This window comes from Vibrio hibernica (genome assembly GCF_015223435.1).
In the GTDB taxonomy this organism is placed as follows: Bacteria; Pseudomonadota; Gammaproteobacteria; order Enterobacterales; family Vibrionaceae; genus Vibrio; species Vibrio hibernica.
In genome coordinates, this window is the sequence record NZ_VHKO01000001.1 from 83234 (window position 1) to 100677 (window position 17444).

The following is a 17444-nucleotide window of genomic DNA, read 5'->3' on the forward strand; positions in this document are numbered from 1 at the left end:
TTTTTATTGATAAGGGCTTTCGAAGTCGCCAAGGTGGACAAAAACACTTTTAGTTTGAGTATAGTGGCGTAAGGTTTCAGCGCCATTTTCGCGCCCAACGCCGGAGTGTTTGTAACCTCCAACGGGCATTTCAGCAGGGGAGTCACCCCAGGTGTTTATCCAGCAAATACCCGCTTGCATTTGGTGGATCACGCGATGTGCGCGAGATAAGTTTTGTGTGAATATACCAGCAGCAAGGCCAAATTCAGTGGCATTGGCGCGTTGAATCACTTCATCTTCATCACTAAATTTTAAGACCGACATGACGGGGCCAAAGATCTCTTGTTGAACATGTTCCATGTTGTCATCGCAATCAATAAAGACCGTTGGCGCGACAAAATTACCGTTCTCTAAACCGTTGTCAATGACTTGGTAACCACCGGTTAGTAACGTTGCTCCACTTTGTTTTGCCGTTTCAATGGCGCTTAAGACTTTACCTAAATGCTCTTTGGAAATGAGAGCGCCCACTTGGGTGTTAATGTCCATAGGATCGCCAATGATCATCTTTTCGGTGCGCGTTTTTAATTGAGCAATGAAATCGTCATACATGGCTTCATGAACAAATACGCGAGTACCGTGAGTACAAACCTCACCTTGGGTATAAAAGTTTGCGACCATAGCGGCAGAAACCGCTTGGTCAAGCTTGGCGTCATCAAAAATAATCAAAGGAGATTTACCTCCTAATTCCATGGTGACCGATTTTAACGTCTTGGCACTGTCTCCCATCACGGCTTTGCCTGTTCCTGATTCGCCAGTGAAAGAAACTTTTGCAATGTCAGGATGAGCAGTCAGCATTTGACCGACACGATAATCACCTTGAACGACATTAAAGACACCGTTTGGAACGCCGGCTTCAGTGAAAATTTCTGCTAATTTGAGTACCGACAATGGTGTTTCTTCAGATGGCTTGAAAATCATGGCATTACCTGCCGCAAGCGCAGGCGCTGATTTCCACATGGCAATTTGAATCGGGTAGTTCCATGCACCAATACCGGCACAAATACCAAGAGGTTCACGTCGAGTGTAGAAAAATTGGTTATCGCTTAATGCTTGCTGATCGCCTTGTAAGCTAGGGACTAGATTTGCAAAGTATTCAATCACATCGGCGCCGGTGACAATATCGACTTCTAATGCTTCTTGTAGTGGTTTACCGGTATCAAGGACTTCTAGTGCCGCCAGCTCATCGTTTCGTGCTCTAAGGATCTCAACCGCTTTTAATAGGATTCGACTGCGTTCAACCGCACTCATTTTTGACCAAACCTCAAATCCTTTTTGGGCAGATTCTACCGCTTTGTCTAAGTCACTTTGAGAAGCTTGATCTATATTTGAGATGACTTCACCTGTTGCAGGGTTCAAGTTAGTGAAGGTTTCCCCTGAGGTTGCTGAGGTTAATTGACCATCGATATAAAGTGTTTTAGTTGTCATGTGAAAGCCTAATTATTAGAGATTTTTAAGTGATGATTGAGCATAAAATGTCAATTGTTTATCGAGATAATCGTTAATGATCTCACGCGCTTTATCGGCATCAATGCCTTCTGGATTCAAAGTGCCACGTAGCCAAATACCATCGATCAATGAGGCGATCCCATGAGCCACCAATATGGCTTGTTCTTGTGGTAATAATGCCTTTAATTCAATTTTTAAATGAGAAAGCAAGCGTTGTTCATTGACGCGTTGGAGCCTTTTTAATTGAGCGTCATGCATTGAATAAGACCAAAAGGCTAACCATGTTTTCGTTACTTTGTTCTCTGCTTGAAAGCCTTCAACGTTGGCATCGATAATGGCATTGATCCGCTGGTGATGGGCGTCTTGCGACAACGCATTGAGTTTCGTTTTTACCGTGTTAGAAAGATCTCTTAAAATTGCACGCATGGTTTCTTCTAATAGACCATGTTTGCCACCGAAATAGTGATTAATGATCCCGGTCGAAACGTTCGCTTCTTTACTGATTAAAGAGATGCTTGCGCTGTGTAAACCAACTCGTTCAATCACCGCCATGGTGGCTTTGACTAACTGCGGTTTTCTAATATCTGGCATTCCAATTTTTGGCATATTTCGAACCCATTTATTTTTCATTGAACGATCAATTAATAATAATGCTACACATAAAATGTTTAGACCTCAAACTAATATATTGAGTTTTATTTACGTTAATTTGTATTTTTTGATATAAAATTGTTATTTATCAGTGAAATAAAATGGTATTAAATATTTTTTTATAAGAATAATTGTTATGGATGTAATGATTATTATTGAGGGGATTGATAAATAAAGGGATGCGGATGAGGAAATAATGCACAAAATAAAAATGCCACCAAAAGATTAGTAGCAAAAGTAAGGGGGTAAAAATACCAATCAATACACTCGAAAATCAGAATAATTTAGGAGCATATTATGAGAAATAAGTGAGTAGATGGGTTATTTTTCAACTAGGCCATTCCTTACCAATCCACGGCGTACATTTTTGCATAACTTCCCGAATCGGTTGAGTTCATCAAAATCGGGCAGTTGATCTTTTTTGAGTTTAGATTCCCAAAAGATGAGTTCACTTTCCACTAATTCTAATAGCTTTCTTGGGCAACCCACGCAAGTATCACCACAAATAGAGGCTTCTGGAGCATCTAATGGGAAGTCTTTTTTTACCGTTTCGATAATATTTAACATAACGGTTTTACGATCAGGTTTGGCCATGATGAACTCCTGTTTATACGATAAGTTTATTATATCAAAAATAGTTTGGGTTTTTATATACTGACTTGGAGGTAGTCATATAGAAAAAGCCAGCATACTGAAAATAGATGCTGGCTTAAAAAGGTACCGTGTTGATTTAGATTTTAACGGCGGTTACGCACGATTTGGTAGCGACGGGTTAGATACTCCACTGGCACGCTCCAAATATGAACTAAACGACAGAAAGGGAATAACAGGAACATGGTCATACCCAGTACGATGTGTACTCTGAAGATCATAGCGACGCCATCTAAATGCGCTGAAGAATTGGCACCAAACGTCATCACTGATTGTGCCCAGCCCACTAATTTCATCATTTCACTGCCGTCCATGTGTTGGGCAGAAAAAGGAATGGTTAGCACACCTAAACAAGCTTGGATAACTAGTAAGGTTAAGATGCCAATATCGGCAAAGCTCGATGTTGCTCGAACGCGTGAATTAGTTAAACGGCGTTTTAGCAGCATTGCGCCACCTGTTACCGTCATTAGTCCACATGCACCACCTGCAATCATCGCCAATTGTTGTTTAGCTGCAATGGTAATGAAAGGAGCATACATCCAGTGTGGCGTTAACATACCGACAAAGTGACCCGCAAAAATGCCTAAAATCCCAACGTGGAATAGGTTAGACGCAATGCGCATGTAGCGTTTGTCATCTCGGCTACTCAGCATCTGGCTAGAGCCTGCTCGCCATGTATATTGAGCGTAGTCATAACGGATCCAACTGCCAATAAAAAACACAGCACTGGCGATGTAAGGATACACGTCAAAAAAGAACGTATTTAGAAAACTCATTGTTGGCCTCCAGATGCTGAAGTTGATGATGCAGTTGACGTTGGAAGTGAATCCAAGCTGACATATTGTGGTTGTACGCTGCCAGCAAAACGTTTTTGGTGCATGTTTTGTTCAGCAGACGCGCAACCTTCTTCACCTAAGAATTTGATTTGCTCTTCTTCCCAAACCGCATCTAATGCTTCGGGCGTATCGTCGCGTTCTTCTTTTTCTACATTACTATTTAAATGCTCAGGACGAACTTTTGTGCCTGATAACTCAAGTAATAAAGTAAACAAGTGGCGATAAATGCTGTCACGCTTTTCTAAACGAGCGCCAAGCAGCGCCAGAATAGGGGCGATATCCGCTAAACCTTGAATCGATTCTTCACGGGTTTGCGTGGCTAAGTATTCAAGGTAAACCGGTAAGTAATCAGGTAGCTCAATACTTTCGATTTGAAGTCCTGCGGCTTTGTACTGATCCATCAAGTCGATCATGGCTTGGCCACGATCTCTTGATTCACCATGCACGTGTTCAAACAACAATAATGACAATGAACGCCCACGGTCGAACAGTTCAATGTAGTTAGATTGAGCATCCAATAAATCTTGCTCAGTCAGTTCTTCAATGAAGGTGTACAACCGACTCATCTGAGCGGGAGAGAGAAAGAGCATCTCAGAAATGTCTTTCATCAACTCGTCTTTGTGTAACCAGATCTCACGATCTGGGTACTCAAGTAAGAGAGAAATAATCTTTAGATTTTCCATTATTTCGCTCCTTTACCATTCATATCTGAAGGATCCATAAATTGAACGCTATTTTGAGGGGCCGTTTTTGGATCAATGTTGATAGCATCAATGCGTTTGCTGTCAAATAGATTGAATTTGTTTTCGCTCCCGCCGCCGTGACAACCATCACCAAAGCTAAACCCACAGCTACTTTTTTGTGCATAAGCACCGGTGTCATCAAGTGCGCCTGGGAACGATTCTTTGGCCATTTCACGGTGACTGGCTGGAATAACAAAGCGATCTTCGTAATTAGCAATCGCAAGGTAACGATACATTTCTTTCGCTTGAGCTTCGGTTAATCCCGCTTCTTCAAGTGCCGAAGTATCGATAACACCATCAACGGTTTCTGCGCGTTTGTAATGACGCATAGCCAGCATACGTTTTAATGCGCTGAGGACTGGTTTTTCATCACCTGCGGTAAGCAAGTTAGCCAGATATTTCACTGGGATACGCAGTCTTTCAATTTCTGGCAAGATGCCGTCGCCGTCAAGTACACCCGCATCCGTTACCGCTTGAATTGGCGATAGTGGTGGCACATACCATACCATTGGTAGGGTGCGATATTCTGGGTGAAGGGGAAGGGCTAATTTCCAATCAACCGCCATTTTGTAAACCGGTGATTTCTGCGCCGCTTCAATGGTGCTCATTGGAACGCCTTGTGCTAACGCTTCTTTAATCACAGCAGGATCGTTGGGATCTAAGAATACATCCAATTGTTCTTGATACAGATCGGTGACGTTCTCGGTTGATGCGGCTTGCTCTACTTTATCAGCATCGTAAAGCATTACGCCAAGGTAGCGAATACGACCAACACAGGTTTCAGAACACACGGTTGGTTGACCTGCTTCAATACGCGGGTAGCAGAAAATACATTTTTCAGATTTACCTGATTTCCAGTTGAAGTAGATTTTTTTGTATGGGCAGCCAGTTAAGCACATACGCCAGCCGCGACATTTGTCTTGATCGATTAAGACAATGCCATCTTCTTCACGTTTGTAGATTGAACCGCTTGGACAAGTAGCAACACAAGTTGGATTCAAACAATGCTCACATAAACGCGGCAAATACATCATGAAGGTGTTTTCAAACTCACCGACGATTTCTTTTTGCTTTTTCTCAAAACCGAACGCATTCAAGTTGTAATCTTTTGAACGTTTTGAATACTCGCCACCAAGAATTTCTTCCCAGTTTGGTCCGTTTTCAATTTTGTCCATACGCTTGCCGGTGATCAAAGAACGTGGGCGAGCGATAGGTTGATGCTTACTTTCTTTGGCATTTTGCAGATGCTCATAATCGAAAGTAAATGGTTCGTAGTAATCATCAATGCTTGGCATATCTGGGTTGTTGAACAATTTTGACAATACGCCAACCTTGCCGCCCATTCTTGGCTCAATTTTGCCATTGATTTTTCTAATCCAACCGCCTTTCCATTGGTCTTGGTCTTCCCAATTTGCTGGGTAGCCTACACCAGGCTTACTTTCTACATTGTTGAACCACGCATATTCCATACCTTCGCGGCTGGTCCATACGTTTTTACAAGTGACTGAACAAGTGTGACAGCCAATACATTTGTCTAGGTTAAGCACCATGCCGACTTGAGAGCGGATTTTCATGCTTATTTCTCCTGTCCAGTTTGCGTTTTATTAGACGGTTGAGCGATTGCTTTTTCTTGATCGTAATCGTTGTTTTCGTCATCTAACCATTTCACGTCTTTCATCTTACGCACTACAACGAATTCATCGCGGTTAGAACCCACGGTTCCGTAGTAGTTAAAGCCGTAAGATTGCTGAGCGTAACCCCCAATCATGTGGGTTGGTTTTGGCGTAATACGAGTCACTGAGTTATGAATACCACCACGTTGCTTGGTGATTTCAGAGCCAGGAAGGTTCACTAAACGCTCTTGCGCGTGATACATCATTACCATGCCTTCTGGTACACGTTGACTCACAACAGCACGAGCGGTTAGAGCGCCGTTACTGTTAAACGCTTCGATCCAATCGTTATCTTCAATGCCAAGTGATTTTGCATCGTCCTCACTCATCCAAACAATTGGACCACCGCGAGACAGCGTTAGCATCAATAGGTTTTCACTGTAGGTCGAGTGGATACCCCATTTCTGGTGCGGAGTAATAAAGTTCAACGCTTTTTCAGGGTTGCCATTGCTCTTTCTATTGATTTCGCTTTGTACTGAGCGAGTATCAACCGGCGGACGATACGCTACTAAGCTTTCGCCGAAATCACGCATCCATTGGTGATCTTGATATAACTGCTGACGGCCAGACAGAGTACGCCATGGGATAAGCTCGTGTACGTTGGTGTAACAAGCGTTGTAAGACACATGTTCATCTTCCAAACCAGACCACGTTGGGCTTGAGATAATCTTGCGAGGTTGCGCTTGAATATCACGGAAGCGAATTTTTTCATCTTCTTTATTCAAGGCTAAATGAGTGTGGTTGATACCGGTTTTCTCACCCAGTGCCGCCCAAGCTTTTACTGCGACTTGGCCGTTAGTTTCTGGCGCAAGTGACAGGATAACTTCTGCCGCATCAATGGCACTTTCAATCAATGGGCGACCTTCAGCTGAGCCTTCTGTTTTGGTGTAGTTCAGCTCTTTTAGGAAATCGACTTCAACTTGCGTATCCCAGTTGATGCCTTTGCCGCCGTTGCCTTCTTGATCCAAAATTGGGCCGAGTGAAGTGAAACGCTCATAAGTATTTGGATAGTCACGAACCACGGTTTTTAGGTGTGGCGCCGTTTTACCCGGAATGAGGTCACATTCGCCTTTTTTCCAATCTCTCACATCAAACGGTTGAGCAATCTCAGCGTTTGAATCGTGTTGAATTGGTAGCGAAACAAGGTCCGTTTCAACCCCTAAATGGCCAACACAAACTTCAGAGAATTTCTTCGCGATGCCTTTGTAGATTTCCCAGTCACTTTTCGCTTCCCAAGCAGGATCAACCGCTGCAGAAAGAGGGTGGATGAATGGGTGCATGTCTGAGGTGTTCATGTCATCTTTTTCATACCAAGTGGCAGTAGGAAGAACGATGTCTGAGAATAAACAGGTGCTCGACATACGGAAATCTAGTGTTACCACGAGATCAAGCTTGCCTTGTGTGCCTTGGTCTTTCCATTCAATTTCTTCAGGCTTAACCTTACCTTGTTGGCCAAGATCTTTACCTTGAATGCCGTTTTCAGTACCCAACAAGTATTTCAGCATGTATTCGTGACCTTTACCTGACGAACCTAATAGGTTTGAACGCCAAATAAACATGTTACGAGGGTAGTGGTCTTCAGGTTGTTCAGCGGCAAACTTGATGCTGCCATCTTTTAAGTTTTTCACCATGTAATCTTCAGAACTTAAGCCTTCTGCTTTGGCTTTCTCAGCCACATGCAGCGGGTTAATATTGAATTGTGGTGATGATGGTAACCAGCCCATGCGTTCTGCTTTCACGTTCATGTCGAGTAAGCTTTCGCTGTAACGCGACTTGTCGGCAAGCGGAGAAAGAAGATCGTTCGAATTAACCGTTTCATAACGCCATTGGCTTGAGTGGTTGTAGAAGAACGACGTACCATTCATATGGCGAGGCGGTTTCTGCCAATCTAGACCGAAGGCAAGAGGTTGCCAGCCAGTTTGTGGGCGCAGTTTTTCTTGACCAACATAGTGCGACCAACCGCCGCCACTTTGACCAACACAACCACAGAACACCAACATGTTGATAATGCCACGGTAAGACATATCCATGTGGAACCAGTGGTTTAAGCCAGCGCCAACAATAACCATTGAACGGCCGCGAGTTTTCTCGGCGTTTTCACCAAATTCACGAGCAATTTTGATGATTTCAGCGCGATTTACACCAGTAACAAGTTCTGCCCAAGCAGGAGAATACGCTTTCACTTCATCGTAAGTGGATGCGCAGTTCTCATCATTCAGACCACGATCAATACCGTAGTTCGCCATGGTTAAGTCGTAAACGCTGGTGACTAAAATCTCGTTACCTTGTGCATTGGTAAGGCGTTTGGCTGGCAATTTATGCTGAATAACATCGTTCAATTCAACATTTTGGAAATGCTCGCTTGGCAGGCCACCAAAGTATGGGAAACCAACACTGACGATTTCATCGTATGAATCCACAAGGCTCAAACGCAGGTTACGTTCTTGGTCAGTTTTGCCATCTTTTTGTTGAAGATTCCATTTTCCATCTTCACCCCAGCGATAACCGATTGAACCTTGCGGCGCAATCAATTCACCTGTCGCTTCATCAATCGCAATGGTTTTCCATTCAGGATTGTTATCTTGGCCAAGGTTATCGACTAGATCAGAAGCACGCAGCTGACGACCCGCAACAAAAGTACCATCTTCGCGTTTTTCAAGTTCAACCAACATTGGCATGTCGGTGTATTGTTGAGTGTAATTTTTGAAGTATTCAACTTGGCGCTTGGTGTGGAACTCGGTCAACAAAACGTGGCCCATTGCCAATGCCATTGCACTGTCGGTGCCTTGTTTTGGATTTAACCAATGGTCACATAATTTTGCTACTTCAGCGTAATCGGGCGTTACTGCAACCGTTTTGGTGCCTTTGTAACGAACTTCCGTAAAGAAATGCGCATCAGGAGTACGCGTTTGAGGAACATTTGAGCCCCACGCGATGATATATGAAGAGTTATACCAATCGGCTGATTCAGGAACATCGGTTTGCTCGCCCCATGTCATTGGTGAGGCTGGTGGTAAATCGCAATACCAATCGTAGAAGCTTAAGCACGTTCCGCCGATAAGAGAAAGGTATCGTGCGCCTGATGCGTAAGACACCATCGACATAGCAGGAATTGGAGAGAAGCCAACGATTCGGTCCGGGCCATGTTCTTTCGCAGTATGAACGTTTGCTGCGGCAATGAGCTCATTAGCATCGTCCCAATTAGCACGGACAAAACCGCCACGTCCACGGGCTTTTTTGTATTGCTGCATTTTGGCTGGATCGGAAGTGATTGATTTCCAGGCATCCACTGGATCGGGATGCTGTAGCTTCGCTTCTTGCCAAAGTTGTAACAGGCGTTTGCGAATCATTGGGTATTTCACGCGGTTGGCACTGTAAAGATACCAAGAATAACTAGCACCACGAGGACAACCACGAGGTTCATGGTTAGGGAGATCTGGACGAGTTCTAGGGTAATCGGTTTGTTGTGTTTCCCAAGTCACTAAGCCATTTTTAACATAGATTTTCCAGCTACATGAACCGGTACAGTTAACCCCGTGAGTGGAGCGAACAATCTTGTCATGTTGCCAACGACTACGATATCCATTTTCCCAATCGCGGTTAGAATCCATCGATTGGCCGTGGCCATTTGAAAAGGTTTCACCTAGCTGCTTAAAGTAACGAAACCGGTCAAGAAATTTGCTCATCCGGGGGATCTCCTCATCAGGTTTTTCACCTGTAGTTATATGTATTTAGTGAATGTTGACATTGGTCATCTCTACCAGAATAGGGAGCATAAGATGGCGAGATATTGATTTTGATCAATAAGTACTTTGTTTATGTTAGGAACTAGAAGTTATCTACCTCCAATTGATTATGCTTAAGTTTTAGTTAAATCATTGTTTAATAGGTTATTTTTGGTTTTGTTGGCATGAGGTAATGATGGGCGAAGATGAGGGGACTATTGAGGGGTATAAGGAATTTAAGCTTGATAAACGATACCGTGTCCTGAAAAACGAATACATGCTAAACAAGGACATGCTAAACAAGGACAGCTTGATCGATAACAATCAAGCTGTCTTTTATAGTCAGAAACCAGAAACCAGAAACCAGGAATCAAAACTAAAAGTTAGAAACCTGTGACTTATTTCTTCTCATAACGACCATAGACCGCCCAAGTCAAAATAATACACACAAGGTAAAAGCATAAGAAAACTTTCATGGCACCAATCGGCGATCCAGTCAGTGCTAGAGACGTACCAAAGGCTTTAGGGATAAAGAACCCACCAATTGCGCCAATGGCAGAGATAAAACCTAATGCTGCGGCTGAATCTTTAACTGCTCGTACTTGCGCTTTTTCTTCGTTACCACCATTTTCACGCAGCATCCTTTCAACCGTTAATTGTCTAAATACCACAGCAATCATTTGGAAAGTTGAGCCACTTCCTAAGCCAGCCGTAGCAAATAACAACATAAAGCCAATAAAGAACAATTTGAAATTACCGTTGGCCGATGCTTCTCCCGGTAAAAAATAGAATATTGAAGCTGTAAATATAGCCATCAATATAAAGTTTACTGTGGTGACTTTTATCCCTCCAAGCTTATCGGATAATGCACCGCCCACAGGTCGCATTAATGCACCTAATAATGGGCCTAAGAATGCGATATGAATAATATCTACCGTTGGGAATTGGGTTTTGGTTAACATCGCAAAGCCTGCAGAGAAACCAATAAACGAGCCAAATGTCAATAAATATAAGAAACTCAACACCCACATATGAGGGCGTTTTAATACTGGCAATTGTTCTGAAATAGACGCTTTAGCAGTGGCAATATCGTTCATGCCAAACCATGCCGCTAAGGTGGTTATAATGATAAACGGAACCCAAATGAGAGGCGCGTTTGCGAGCCATAACATGCTGCCGTCGGGTTGTTGAGAGCCAGAAACAAAGAAGCTAAAGATCCCCAGAGAAACTGCAAGTGGTGCAAATAATTGCATAACACTCACGCCAAGATTGCCTAAGCCACCATTTAAGCCCAGCGCACCACCTTGTTTATGTTTTGGGAAGAAAAAACTGATGTTTGACATGCTTGATGCAAAGTTGCCACCCGCAAAACCACACAGTAGGGAAATTAAGACAAAAATAGAATAAGGCGTATTGGAATCTTGAACCGCGATGGATAGCCAAATGCATGGCACGGCAAGGAAGGCGGTTGTGAAGGCGGTCCAACGACGTCCTCCTACAATGGGAACCATAAACGAATAAGGAATACGCATGATCGCGCCGGAGGCAGAAGGTAATGCGGTTAACAAAAACAGCTGATCGGTAGTAAAAGTGAATCCAACTCGATTAAGGTTGATAGAAACGGTGCTAAACATCATCCAAACACAAAAAGAGAGCAATAAACAGGGAATAGAAATCCATAAATTCTTACGTGCAATATGTTGGCCTTCTTCTTGCCAAAATTTTGGGTCTTCCGGTACCCAATTGGTTAACACTTTGCTTATATTTTTATTCTTATGAATGGTCGATTCCATTTCAAAATCCTTTACTAAGTTTGAAAATAGCCGCTAGCTTTGATCTATTTTCAAGAAGACTTTTTGACTCATATCAATGGAATGGCTGTTTTCTAGTGGCATAGAGGTGACATCAATCCTATAGTGGTAGTATTTATGTGGTTATTATATTGTTTATTATTAATAAGTTAAGTTTCATTGCCGCTGTTGGAATATGAAAACATGATGTGGTGGATATTAAGTGATACCTACAAATGGTTATATGGTTCTATCTCAAAAAGCATAAAATATGACCTTATTGTTTGTGAAAGATTGCCATGAAGCCAATTCGATTAAAGAAAGTTCAATTAAAGAAAGCTAAATCAAAGCAAGTTCAGCTAAAACAAACGCCTGCTAGTCCTTTTTGGAACCCATTTTCACTCGTCAGTAAAGTGTCTTTATCGATGTTAGTGATCACGGTATGCGCGATCATCGGCATGTCGGTTTCTGCATGGGTTGCCAATAGTATTCAGGGGAATGCCCATGCGATTAACCGAATTGGTTTTATGCGGATGCAGAGCTTTGAATTGCTATCATTAGTGCCATTTAATAAACAGACAGCAGACGTGCTCTTTGCTATCGATAAGAAAAGCCATTCCCAATTTTTAGAAGATTATATCCATGAACGTGGCCTTTCAGACGAATATAAAAAGGTACATCGTTATTGGTTAGAGAGTGTTAAACCGGCTTTGCTTGAGGTGAGTAATTCAGATGAAGCAAGGCAAGTTATTACTCAATATGTGATCCAATTAGATCAATTAGTGCACCTAATTGATAAAGAAACTGAGCATCGTTTATGGATTTTAAAATCCTTACAGACCACGTTTATCATTTTATTACTGCTGATTTTATTGGTTAACGTCATTCATTTACGCAACCGTATTTTTCATCCTTGGCGTCAATTATTGACTATGGCGTTTGAGTTAAAAAATGGCCGTTTACAATCTCGATTTCCTGTTAATAATAAAAAAGATGAGTTAAATCAACTGGGTATTATGTTTAACAGCATGGCAGATAAGCTCGAGAGTATGTATTCCAGCTTAGAAACCTTGGTGGAAACCAAAACGGAGAGTCTTACTCATAAAAATAAGTTGCTCGATTTTTTGTACCGTTCCAGTGGGGTTTTAATTCTAGACAACAGTGAACGCTATTGTGCTTTATTTTCTCCAATAGTATTTGAGCTTAGAGATATCACTGGTTATCAAAATATTACTTTAGAAATTGCGGATTACCATAAGTCGGGCAATTGCCAAGTGATTTCAACTGTGCAGCATCAAAGGCCAGAAAACTGCGTCGATCATAATTGTGATGCCTGTTTTTTCTCGATATCTGAACGATTACCGAATTCTTCCGGTGACGTTAAGGTTTGGGAACTGGAGGATGGATTACGCAGTTATGGCACTTTAAAGATTGAATTTTTGAATGACCAAGCCGCTTCAGAAGATGATTTACAGCTGATTGATACGTTAAGTAAACAAATTACTCGTTCATTAGCTTCTAAATACCAAGAACATTTAAATAGTGAATTAATGTTAGCCAATGAGAGAGCGACGATTGCTCGTGAATTGCATGATTCCATTGCCCAATCTTTGTCTTGCATGAAGATCCGTTTGAGCTGTTTGCAAATGCAAAATAGTAATTTTACCGATGATCAAAAAATCTTGGTAAAAGAAATGCGTCAGGAAGTGGATATGGCATACACCCAACTGCGTCATTTGCTGGCAACGTTCAGGTTGAAATTAACGGAGCCTGGTTTATTAGCCGCATTGGAAAATACGGTTGAAGAATTTAATGAGAAATTAGGTTTAATGATCAACCTAAACTTTAAAGTGCCCGCCAATAGTATTTCTTCTCATCAAGCTGTCCATATTGTGCATATCGTTCGTGAAGCATTATCCAATATTTACAAACATGCAAATGCGAGCATTGTTCATATTGATGCTAAATATGATGTTAGTAGCCAAAAAGTCGCGGTCACTGTAACGGATAATGGTCGAGGTATGAATACAATCACCGAGCCCAAAAATCACTATGGTCTCACTATTATGAGAGACAGAGCCAAGTCGTTACCCGGTCAACTCAATATTGAGTCAAAACAAGGAATAGGGACTCGTATTAATATTGAGTTCTCGCCACAATAAAAAGGTATTGCTATGGAATTACAACACAACGATAAATCGACCATATTATTAATTGATGACCACCCAATGCTATGTGGTGGTGTGAAGCATTTGATTGAGATGAATGGCAAGATGCAAGTTGTAGCAATGGCTCACACTGGTGTAGATGGTGTAGCCTTGGCAAAGGAGCATGATCCGGATCTTATTTTATTGGATCTTAATATGCCTGAGATGAACGGGTTAGAGACTTTGCGTGAATTACGAAACTGCCATTTATCGAGCCGAGTCGTGGTGTTTACGGTCTCGAATTATAAAGGTGACTTAACCAATGCAATTAAGTTAGGTGCAGATGGCTATTTACTAAAAGACATGGAACCAGAAGAATTAATAAAGGCAATTGATCAAGCTTGTAATGGTCAAATGGTATTAAGCCCAGAAATGGCCCCAATTTTAATGGAAGGCTTACGCAGTAAAAAAGAAGCGCCACGCGGAGTGGATAGTTTAACCAAGCGAGAGTTTCAAACCTTAAAGTTGGTTGCAACAGGCATGACGAACAAGATGATTGCTCGTAAACTTGGCATTGCGGAAGGGACGGTGAAAGTTCATGTTAAAAGTTTGCTTAAAAAACTGAATTTACGTTCACGCGTAGAAATGGCTGTGTGGGTACATGAAGAAAAAGTATGTTAATCAACGGCTAATTAAAGAATATAGATCCTAGCATTTGCTCTTAAATACTAGGATCGAATTAATTCTAAATTCTATCGTTTAAATAGGCTTGATAGTCTGGGATTTCGATATCAACTTCTTGCTCAAGTAACTCAGAATTAAACAAGAACTTAGCGGTAGCTCGATTGGTAGCAACTGGAATGTTCCAGACAGAGGCGATACGCAGTAAAGCTTTAACATCAGGATCATGCGGCACTGCATTTAATGGATCCCAAAAGAAAATCATCATATCAATTTTGCCTTCAGAGATTAATGCACCAAGTTGTTGATCACCTCCCATCGGACCACTGATTAAACTCTTAATGGCTAATCCTGTTTCTTTACTTAACATATTACCTGTGGTGCCTGTCGCGTATAAAAAGTGACGCTGTAGCTTTTCTTTGTTCTCAATTACCCAACGTAAAAGTTCTGGTTTGTAGTGATCATGCGCGACCAGAGCAATATTTTTATGGGCCGGCATGGTACGAATGATTTTTTGCATTATGAGTATCCTAACTGAGTAATAATAAGTATTGGCTACTGAGCAGCATAAGTGAAACCTGAAATAAAAAATAGATGCTGAGTTATTAATTCTTAATTACTTGATGATTAAGCGTTGATAACCTTTGAATATCAATAATTAGCGGTTCTCAAAGCGATTATAATCGAGCAACCCGGCTTCAATAGGTTGATCTTTTTCATACCACTGATGCAACTCATCGCTAAATTGCCAAAAGTTATCTGCACCACGTCTCACGCCATAGCGATCTAATAAAGCAATGTAGTCGTCATCATCATTTAAATTAGCGAGTCGTTGGTAAAAATCAGCGGTATCGGATTCTTTTAATTGAATAAAGGCCGAGGGGTAGCTGCCAAGTACGCCTTTGACTAAAGCCAGGGTATCTTTCTCTTTTTGGCGATTACTTTCTTCATCAAATAAGCTCGAAATATTGCTATGAGCATTATTATGAATCAATGTGAACACCTGTTTTTTACCCGATTTAGTGGTCATCATGATTGAAATTAGCTGCGGTATACGATAAATCCCTTTTCCTTTCAGGTTATTAATCTGTCTTAAAATGGCTTCATTTTTTACCGATAATCCTGTGTTTTTTATCGAGTAACGGTCAGATAAAACAGGTTTAAGACGCTGTTCTAACATGCCATACAATTCCATTTTTGTATTATCGGTTTTATAGTGAATATTGGTTGGTTGCTCAAATGGTGTGACATCTCGTTGAATAAAGTCACTTAGTTGCGGTGACGGATCTTGATACCAACTTTCCATTTGTTTATGACGCTCTTCAACGGGAAGGAGTGATAAGAAATTTTCTTCTCCTTCCATACGTAGGAAATCCATAAACATGCGAGTCATTAATTGATGACCAAAATTACCGTAAATATCAAACCCATCCACAAGAAGATATTGGATTCGTTCTAATAAAGCGTAATCCATTACCCAAGCTGTTTTTGGTGGGTTACCCACTAAACCTTTTACGACCGAGGCGCTATCAAAATGACGAAAAACGGTTAGTGCTGCATTATCATTCTCCCCATCACCATCCCAAATCAATTCAGTTGTTAAATGCTGACCATCCTTGAACCATTCATTCATATAACGAGATTTAGCTTCTAAATAAGCGGCTTGTTGCTTGGAATAAGATAGCCATTGATAAGTGGGAACGACGGTACTTTTTTCCGTCGGTAAGCGTAAGTTTTTTATTTGACTGCTATAAAATTGTTTTACTTTATCTAAGCTTGAGGATTTAGGATCGACGAAGAAAACCCAAAAATGATCATTAATTACGTTCAGTGCTAATTGCCCCCGGCAAACAGGGCCTTTGATAAAACTCATGATGGTATTTTGAGCATTATCCAGCATGAAGCGATATCGAGATTCAACGGGGATGTCCACAAATGCCGTCATGGGATTTGCTGCAACCGAAGCTTTATAACTTGGTAAAGCCTTGACTTCATACGCTGGCTTGATAAATAAAGATTCTATCCGCTTTAATTTTTGATCATTTAATGCATAAGGCTGGTGGGTTTTATCAACAATGGTGGCAGGGTAGGCAACTAAGCGATAATACACTCGATCGGTTTTAGGATCAGAGTAAGGGCGACGAGTAACAATTCGTTTGACCGGCTCACCAGGTGGGGTAAGCGATCGAACTATCATGAAAAATTGAATGTCACTCTCCGCGCTCGCTCTTTGAAAGTCTGAAAAATATAAATGTGATAAAAAGAGGTGTTCATAAACATAACGACTCATTAATTGCTGTTTTAATGAGTCACCATTTAAAAAAGCCTCCCATTTATCTACTTGTTTTCGCTGAGGTTGTGATAAAGGTTGATGAGCCGTCATTAAGGCGCCATCTGAAAGCCACTGCATTAAGGTTTGGTGCTCTTTACTGGTTAATGCTGGCATTCCATAAGGCATTCCCCATGTTGGATAATTGGCGGCGTATTGGTCATATTCTTCAATCGTTGGGCATTGCTGGGCTCGATCAACCGAGAAATCAAATCCTTCTAGCTGATCTTGCTTCACCATTGGATGTTCTTTTTTCTGAGTTAATAAGCGAGCAACTAACCCTGCTTCTAGATTTGCTTCTGGAATTTGAGATCGCTCATTGAGCACTGGATGAAAGCCAATGTCTCGCCATTCTTGCGTTGTCTGAGCATCTTCGAATAAACGGGTTGGATTGGTCGCGGTTAAACGGGTTCCTGCATATACGAGGCTTTTATTTGCGCCTCGATCAATACCGTCTACTGACGATAATTTTAATTGGCAGGGAGCATCATAACAGGCATGACAAACGACACAGCGGTTATCTAAAATGGGTTTTATATCGTTGATAAAATGTTGTGCTGCTTGAGTGTCGAACTTTGGTATTCGTGGCTGAACTTGCTGTTTGCCAAAAAGGTTATCATAATTTAACCCAGTATAAACTGCGCATCCAGAGAACGTTACGAGTGCCAGTATGGAGAGGAAGTGCTTCAATTTCATTGAGAATTCACTATTGATAAGTTAAGTCATATGCTTA

Annotated in this window: 12 protein-coding genes; 2 read left to right on the forward strand and 10 right to left on the reverse strand. The window is 41.6% G+C overall.

Annotated elements, in window-relative coordinates:
• Positions 1–3 precede the first annotated feature (3 nt).
• From betB to FH976_RS00375, 8 genes are all read right to left on the reverse strand, one after another.
• Positions 4–1464: a betaine-aldehyde dehydrogenase gene (gene betB / locus FH976_RS00340; protein ID WP_194088916.1), complete on the reverse strand. Its 1461-nt coding sequence runs from the start codon at positions 1462–1464 to the stop codon at positions 4–6.
• A 15-nt stretch (positions 1465–1479) separates the two neighbouring features.
• The gene (betI, locus tag FH976_RS00345; protein WP_194089098.1) at positions 1480–2091 is read right to left on the reverse strand and encodes a transcriptional regulator BetI; all 612 of its coding nucleotides are present in this window, start codon (positions 2089–2091) and stop codon (positions 1480–1482) included.
• Positions 2092–2457: 366 nt separating this feature from the next.
• Positions 2458–2730, reverse strand: coding sequence for a hypothetical protein (locus tag FH976_RS00350; RefSeq protein WP_194088917.1), 273 nt, complete (start codon positions 2728–2730; stop codon positions 2458–2460).
• 143 nt (positions 2731–2873) lie between these two features.
• The gene (gene narI, locus FH976_RS00355; protein ID WP_194088918.1) at positions 2874–3563 is read right to left on the reverse strand and encodes a respiratory nitrate reductase subunit gamma; all 690 of its coding nucleotides are present in this window, start codon (positions 3561–3563) and stop codon (positions 2874–2876) included.
• Positions 3560–4306: a nitrate reductase molybdenum cofactor assembly chaperone gene (gene narJ / locus FH976_RS00360; RefSeq protein WP_194088919.1), complete on the reverse strand. Its 747-nt coding sequence runs from the start codon at positions 4304–4306 to the stop codon at positions 3560–3562. Before narJ ends, narI begins: the two co-directional genes overlap by 4 nt.
• Positions 4306–5940, reverse strand: coding sequence for a nitrate reductase subunit beta (gene narH / locus FH976_RS00365; RefSeq protein WP_194088920.1), 1635 nt, complete (start codon positions 5938–5940; stop codon positions 4306–4308). Before narH ends, narJ begins: the two co-directional genes overlap by 1 nt.
• 2 nt (positions 5941–5942) lie before the next feature.
• Positions 5943–9725 carry a nitrate reductase subunit alpha gene (locus FH976_RS00370; protein WP_194088921.1) on the reverse strand — a complete coding sequence of 1261 codons (3783 nt, stop codon included), beginning with the start codon at positions 9723–9725 and terminating at the stop codon, positions 5943–5945.
• Positions 9726–10162: 437 nt separating this feature from the next.
• On the reverse strand, positions 10163–11557 hold the full coding sequence (locus FH976_RS00375) for a NarK family nitrate/nitrite MFS transporter (protein WP_194088922.1): 1395 nt from the start codon (positions 11555–11557) through the stop codon (positions 10163–10165).
• 296 nt (positions 11558–11853) lie between these two features.
• Between FH976_RS00375 and narX the strand changes: the two genes are divergently transcribed.
• Together narX and narL are read left to right on the forward strand one after the other, a co-directional pair.
• A complete protein-coding gene (gene narX / locus FH976_RS00380) occupies positions 11854–13716 on the forward strand; it encodes a nitrate/nitrite two-component system sensor histidine kinase NarX (protein ID WP_194088923.1) in 1863 nt (620 codons plus the stop codon).
• Between the two features lie 12 nt (positions 13717–13728).
• On the forward strand, positions 13729–14382 hold the full coding sequence (gene narL, locus FH976_RS00385) for a two-component system response regulator NarL (RefSeq protein ID WP_194088924.1): 654 nt from the start codon (positions 13729–13731) through the stop codon (positions 14380–14382).
• 64 nt (positions 14383–14446) lie between these two features.
• Here narL and FH976_RS00390 read toward each other — a convergent pair whose 3' ends face one another.
• Both FH976_RS00390 and FH976_RS00395 read right to left on the reverse strand, forming a co-directional pair.
• Positions 14447–14902, reverse strand: a complete 456-nt coding sequence (locus FH976_RS00390; protein ID WP_194088925.1) for a methylglyoxal synthase — start codon at positions 14900–14902, stop codon at positions 14447–14449.
• Between the two features lie 138 nt (positions 14903–15040).
• Positions 15041–17407 (reverse strand): fatty acid cis/trans isomerase, encoded by a 2367-nt coding sequence (locus FH976_RS00395; protein WP_194088926.1) that lies wholly within the window; start codon positions 17405–17407, stop codon positions 15041–15043.
• Positions 17408–17444: the final 37 nt, after the last annotated feature.

Coding starts and splice junctions, on each gene's coding strand:
- narJ (WP_194088919.1), bottom strand. CDS start 4,306: ATGGAAAATCTAAAGATTATTTCTCTCTTACTTGAGTACCCAGATCGT.
- FH976_RS00395 (WP_194088926.1), bottom strand. CDS start 17,407: ATGAAATTGAAGCACTTCCTCTCCATACTGGCACTCGTAACGTTCTCT.
- FH976_RS00370 (WP_194088921.1), bottom strand. CDS start 9,725: ATGAGCAAATTTCTTGACCGGTTTCGTTACTTTAAGCAGCTAGGTGAA.
- narH (WP_194088920.1), bottom strand. CDS start 5,940: ATGAAAATCCGCTCTCAAGTCGGCATGGTGCTTAACCTAGACAAATGT.
- narX (WP_194088923.1), top strand. CDS start 11,854: ATGAAGCCAATTCGATTAAAGAAAGTTCAATTAAAGAAAGCTAAATCA.
- narL (WP_194088924.1), top strand. CDS start 13,729: ATGGAATTACAACACAACGATAAATCGACCATATTATTAATTGATGAC.
- narI (WP_194088918.1), bottom strand. CDS start 3,563: ATGAGTTTTCTAAATACGTTCTTTTTTGACGTGTATCCTTACATCGCC.
- betI (WP_194089098.1), bottom strand. CDS start 2,091: ATGCCAAAAATTGGAATGCCAGATATTAGAAAACCGCAGTTAGTCAAA.
- betB (WP_194088916.1), bottom strand. CDS start 1,464: ATGACAACTAAAACACTTTATATCGATGGTCAATTAACCTCAGCAACC.
- FH976_RS00390 (WP_194088925.1), bottom strand. CDS start 14,902: ATGCAAAAAATCATTCGTACCATGCCGGCCCATAAAAATATTGCTCTG.
- FH976_RS00350 (WP_194088917.1), bottom strand. CDS start 2,730: ATGGCCAAACCTGATCGTAAAACCGTTATGTTAAATATTATCGAAACG.
- FH976_RS00375 (WP_194088922.1), bottom strand. CDS start 11,557: ATGGAATCGACCATTCATAAGAATAAAAATATAAGCAAAGTGTTAACC.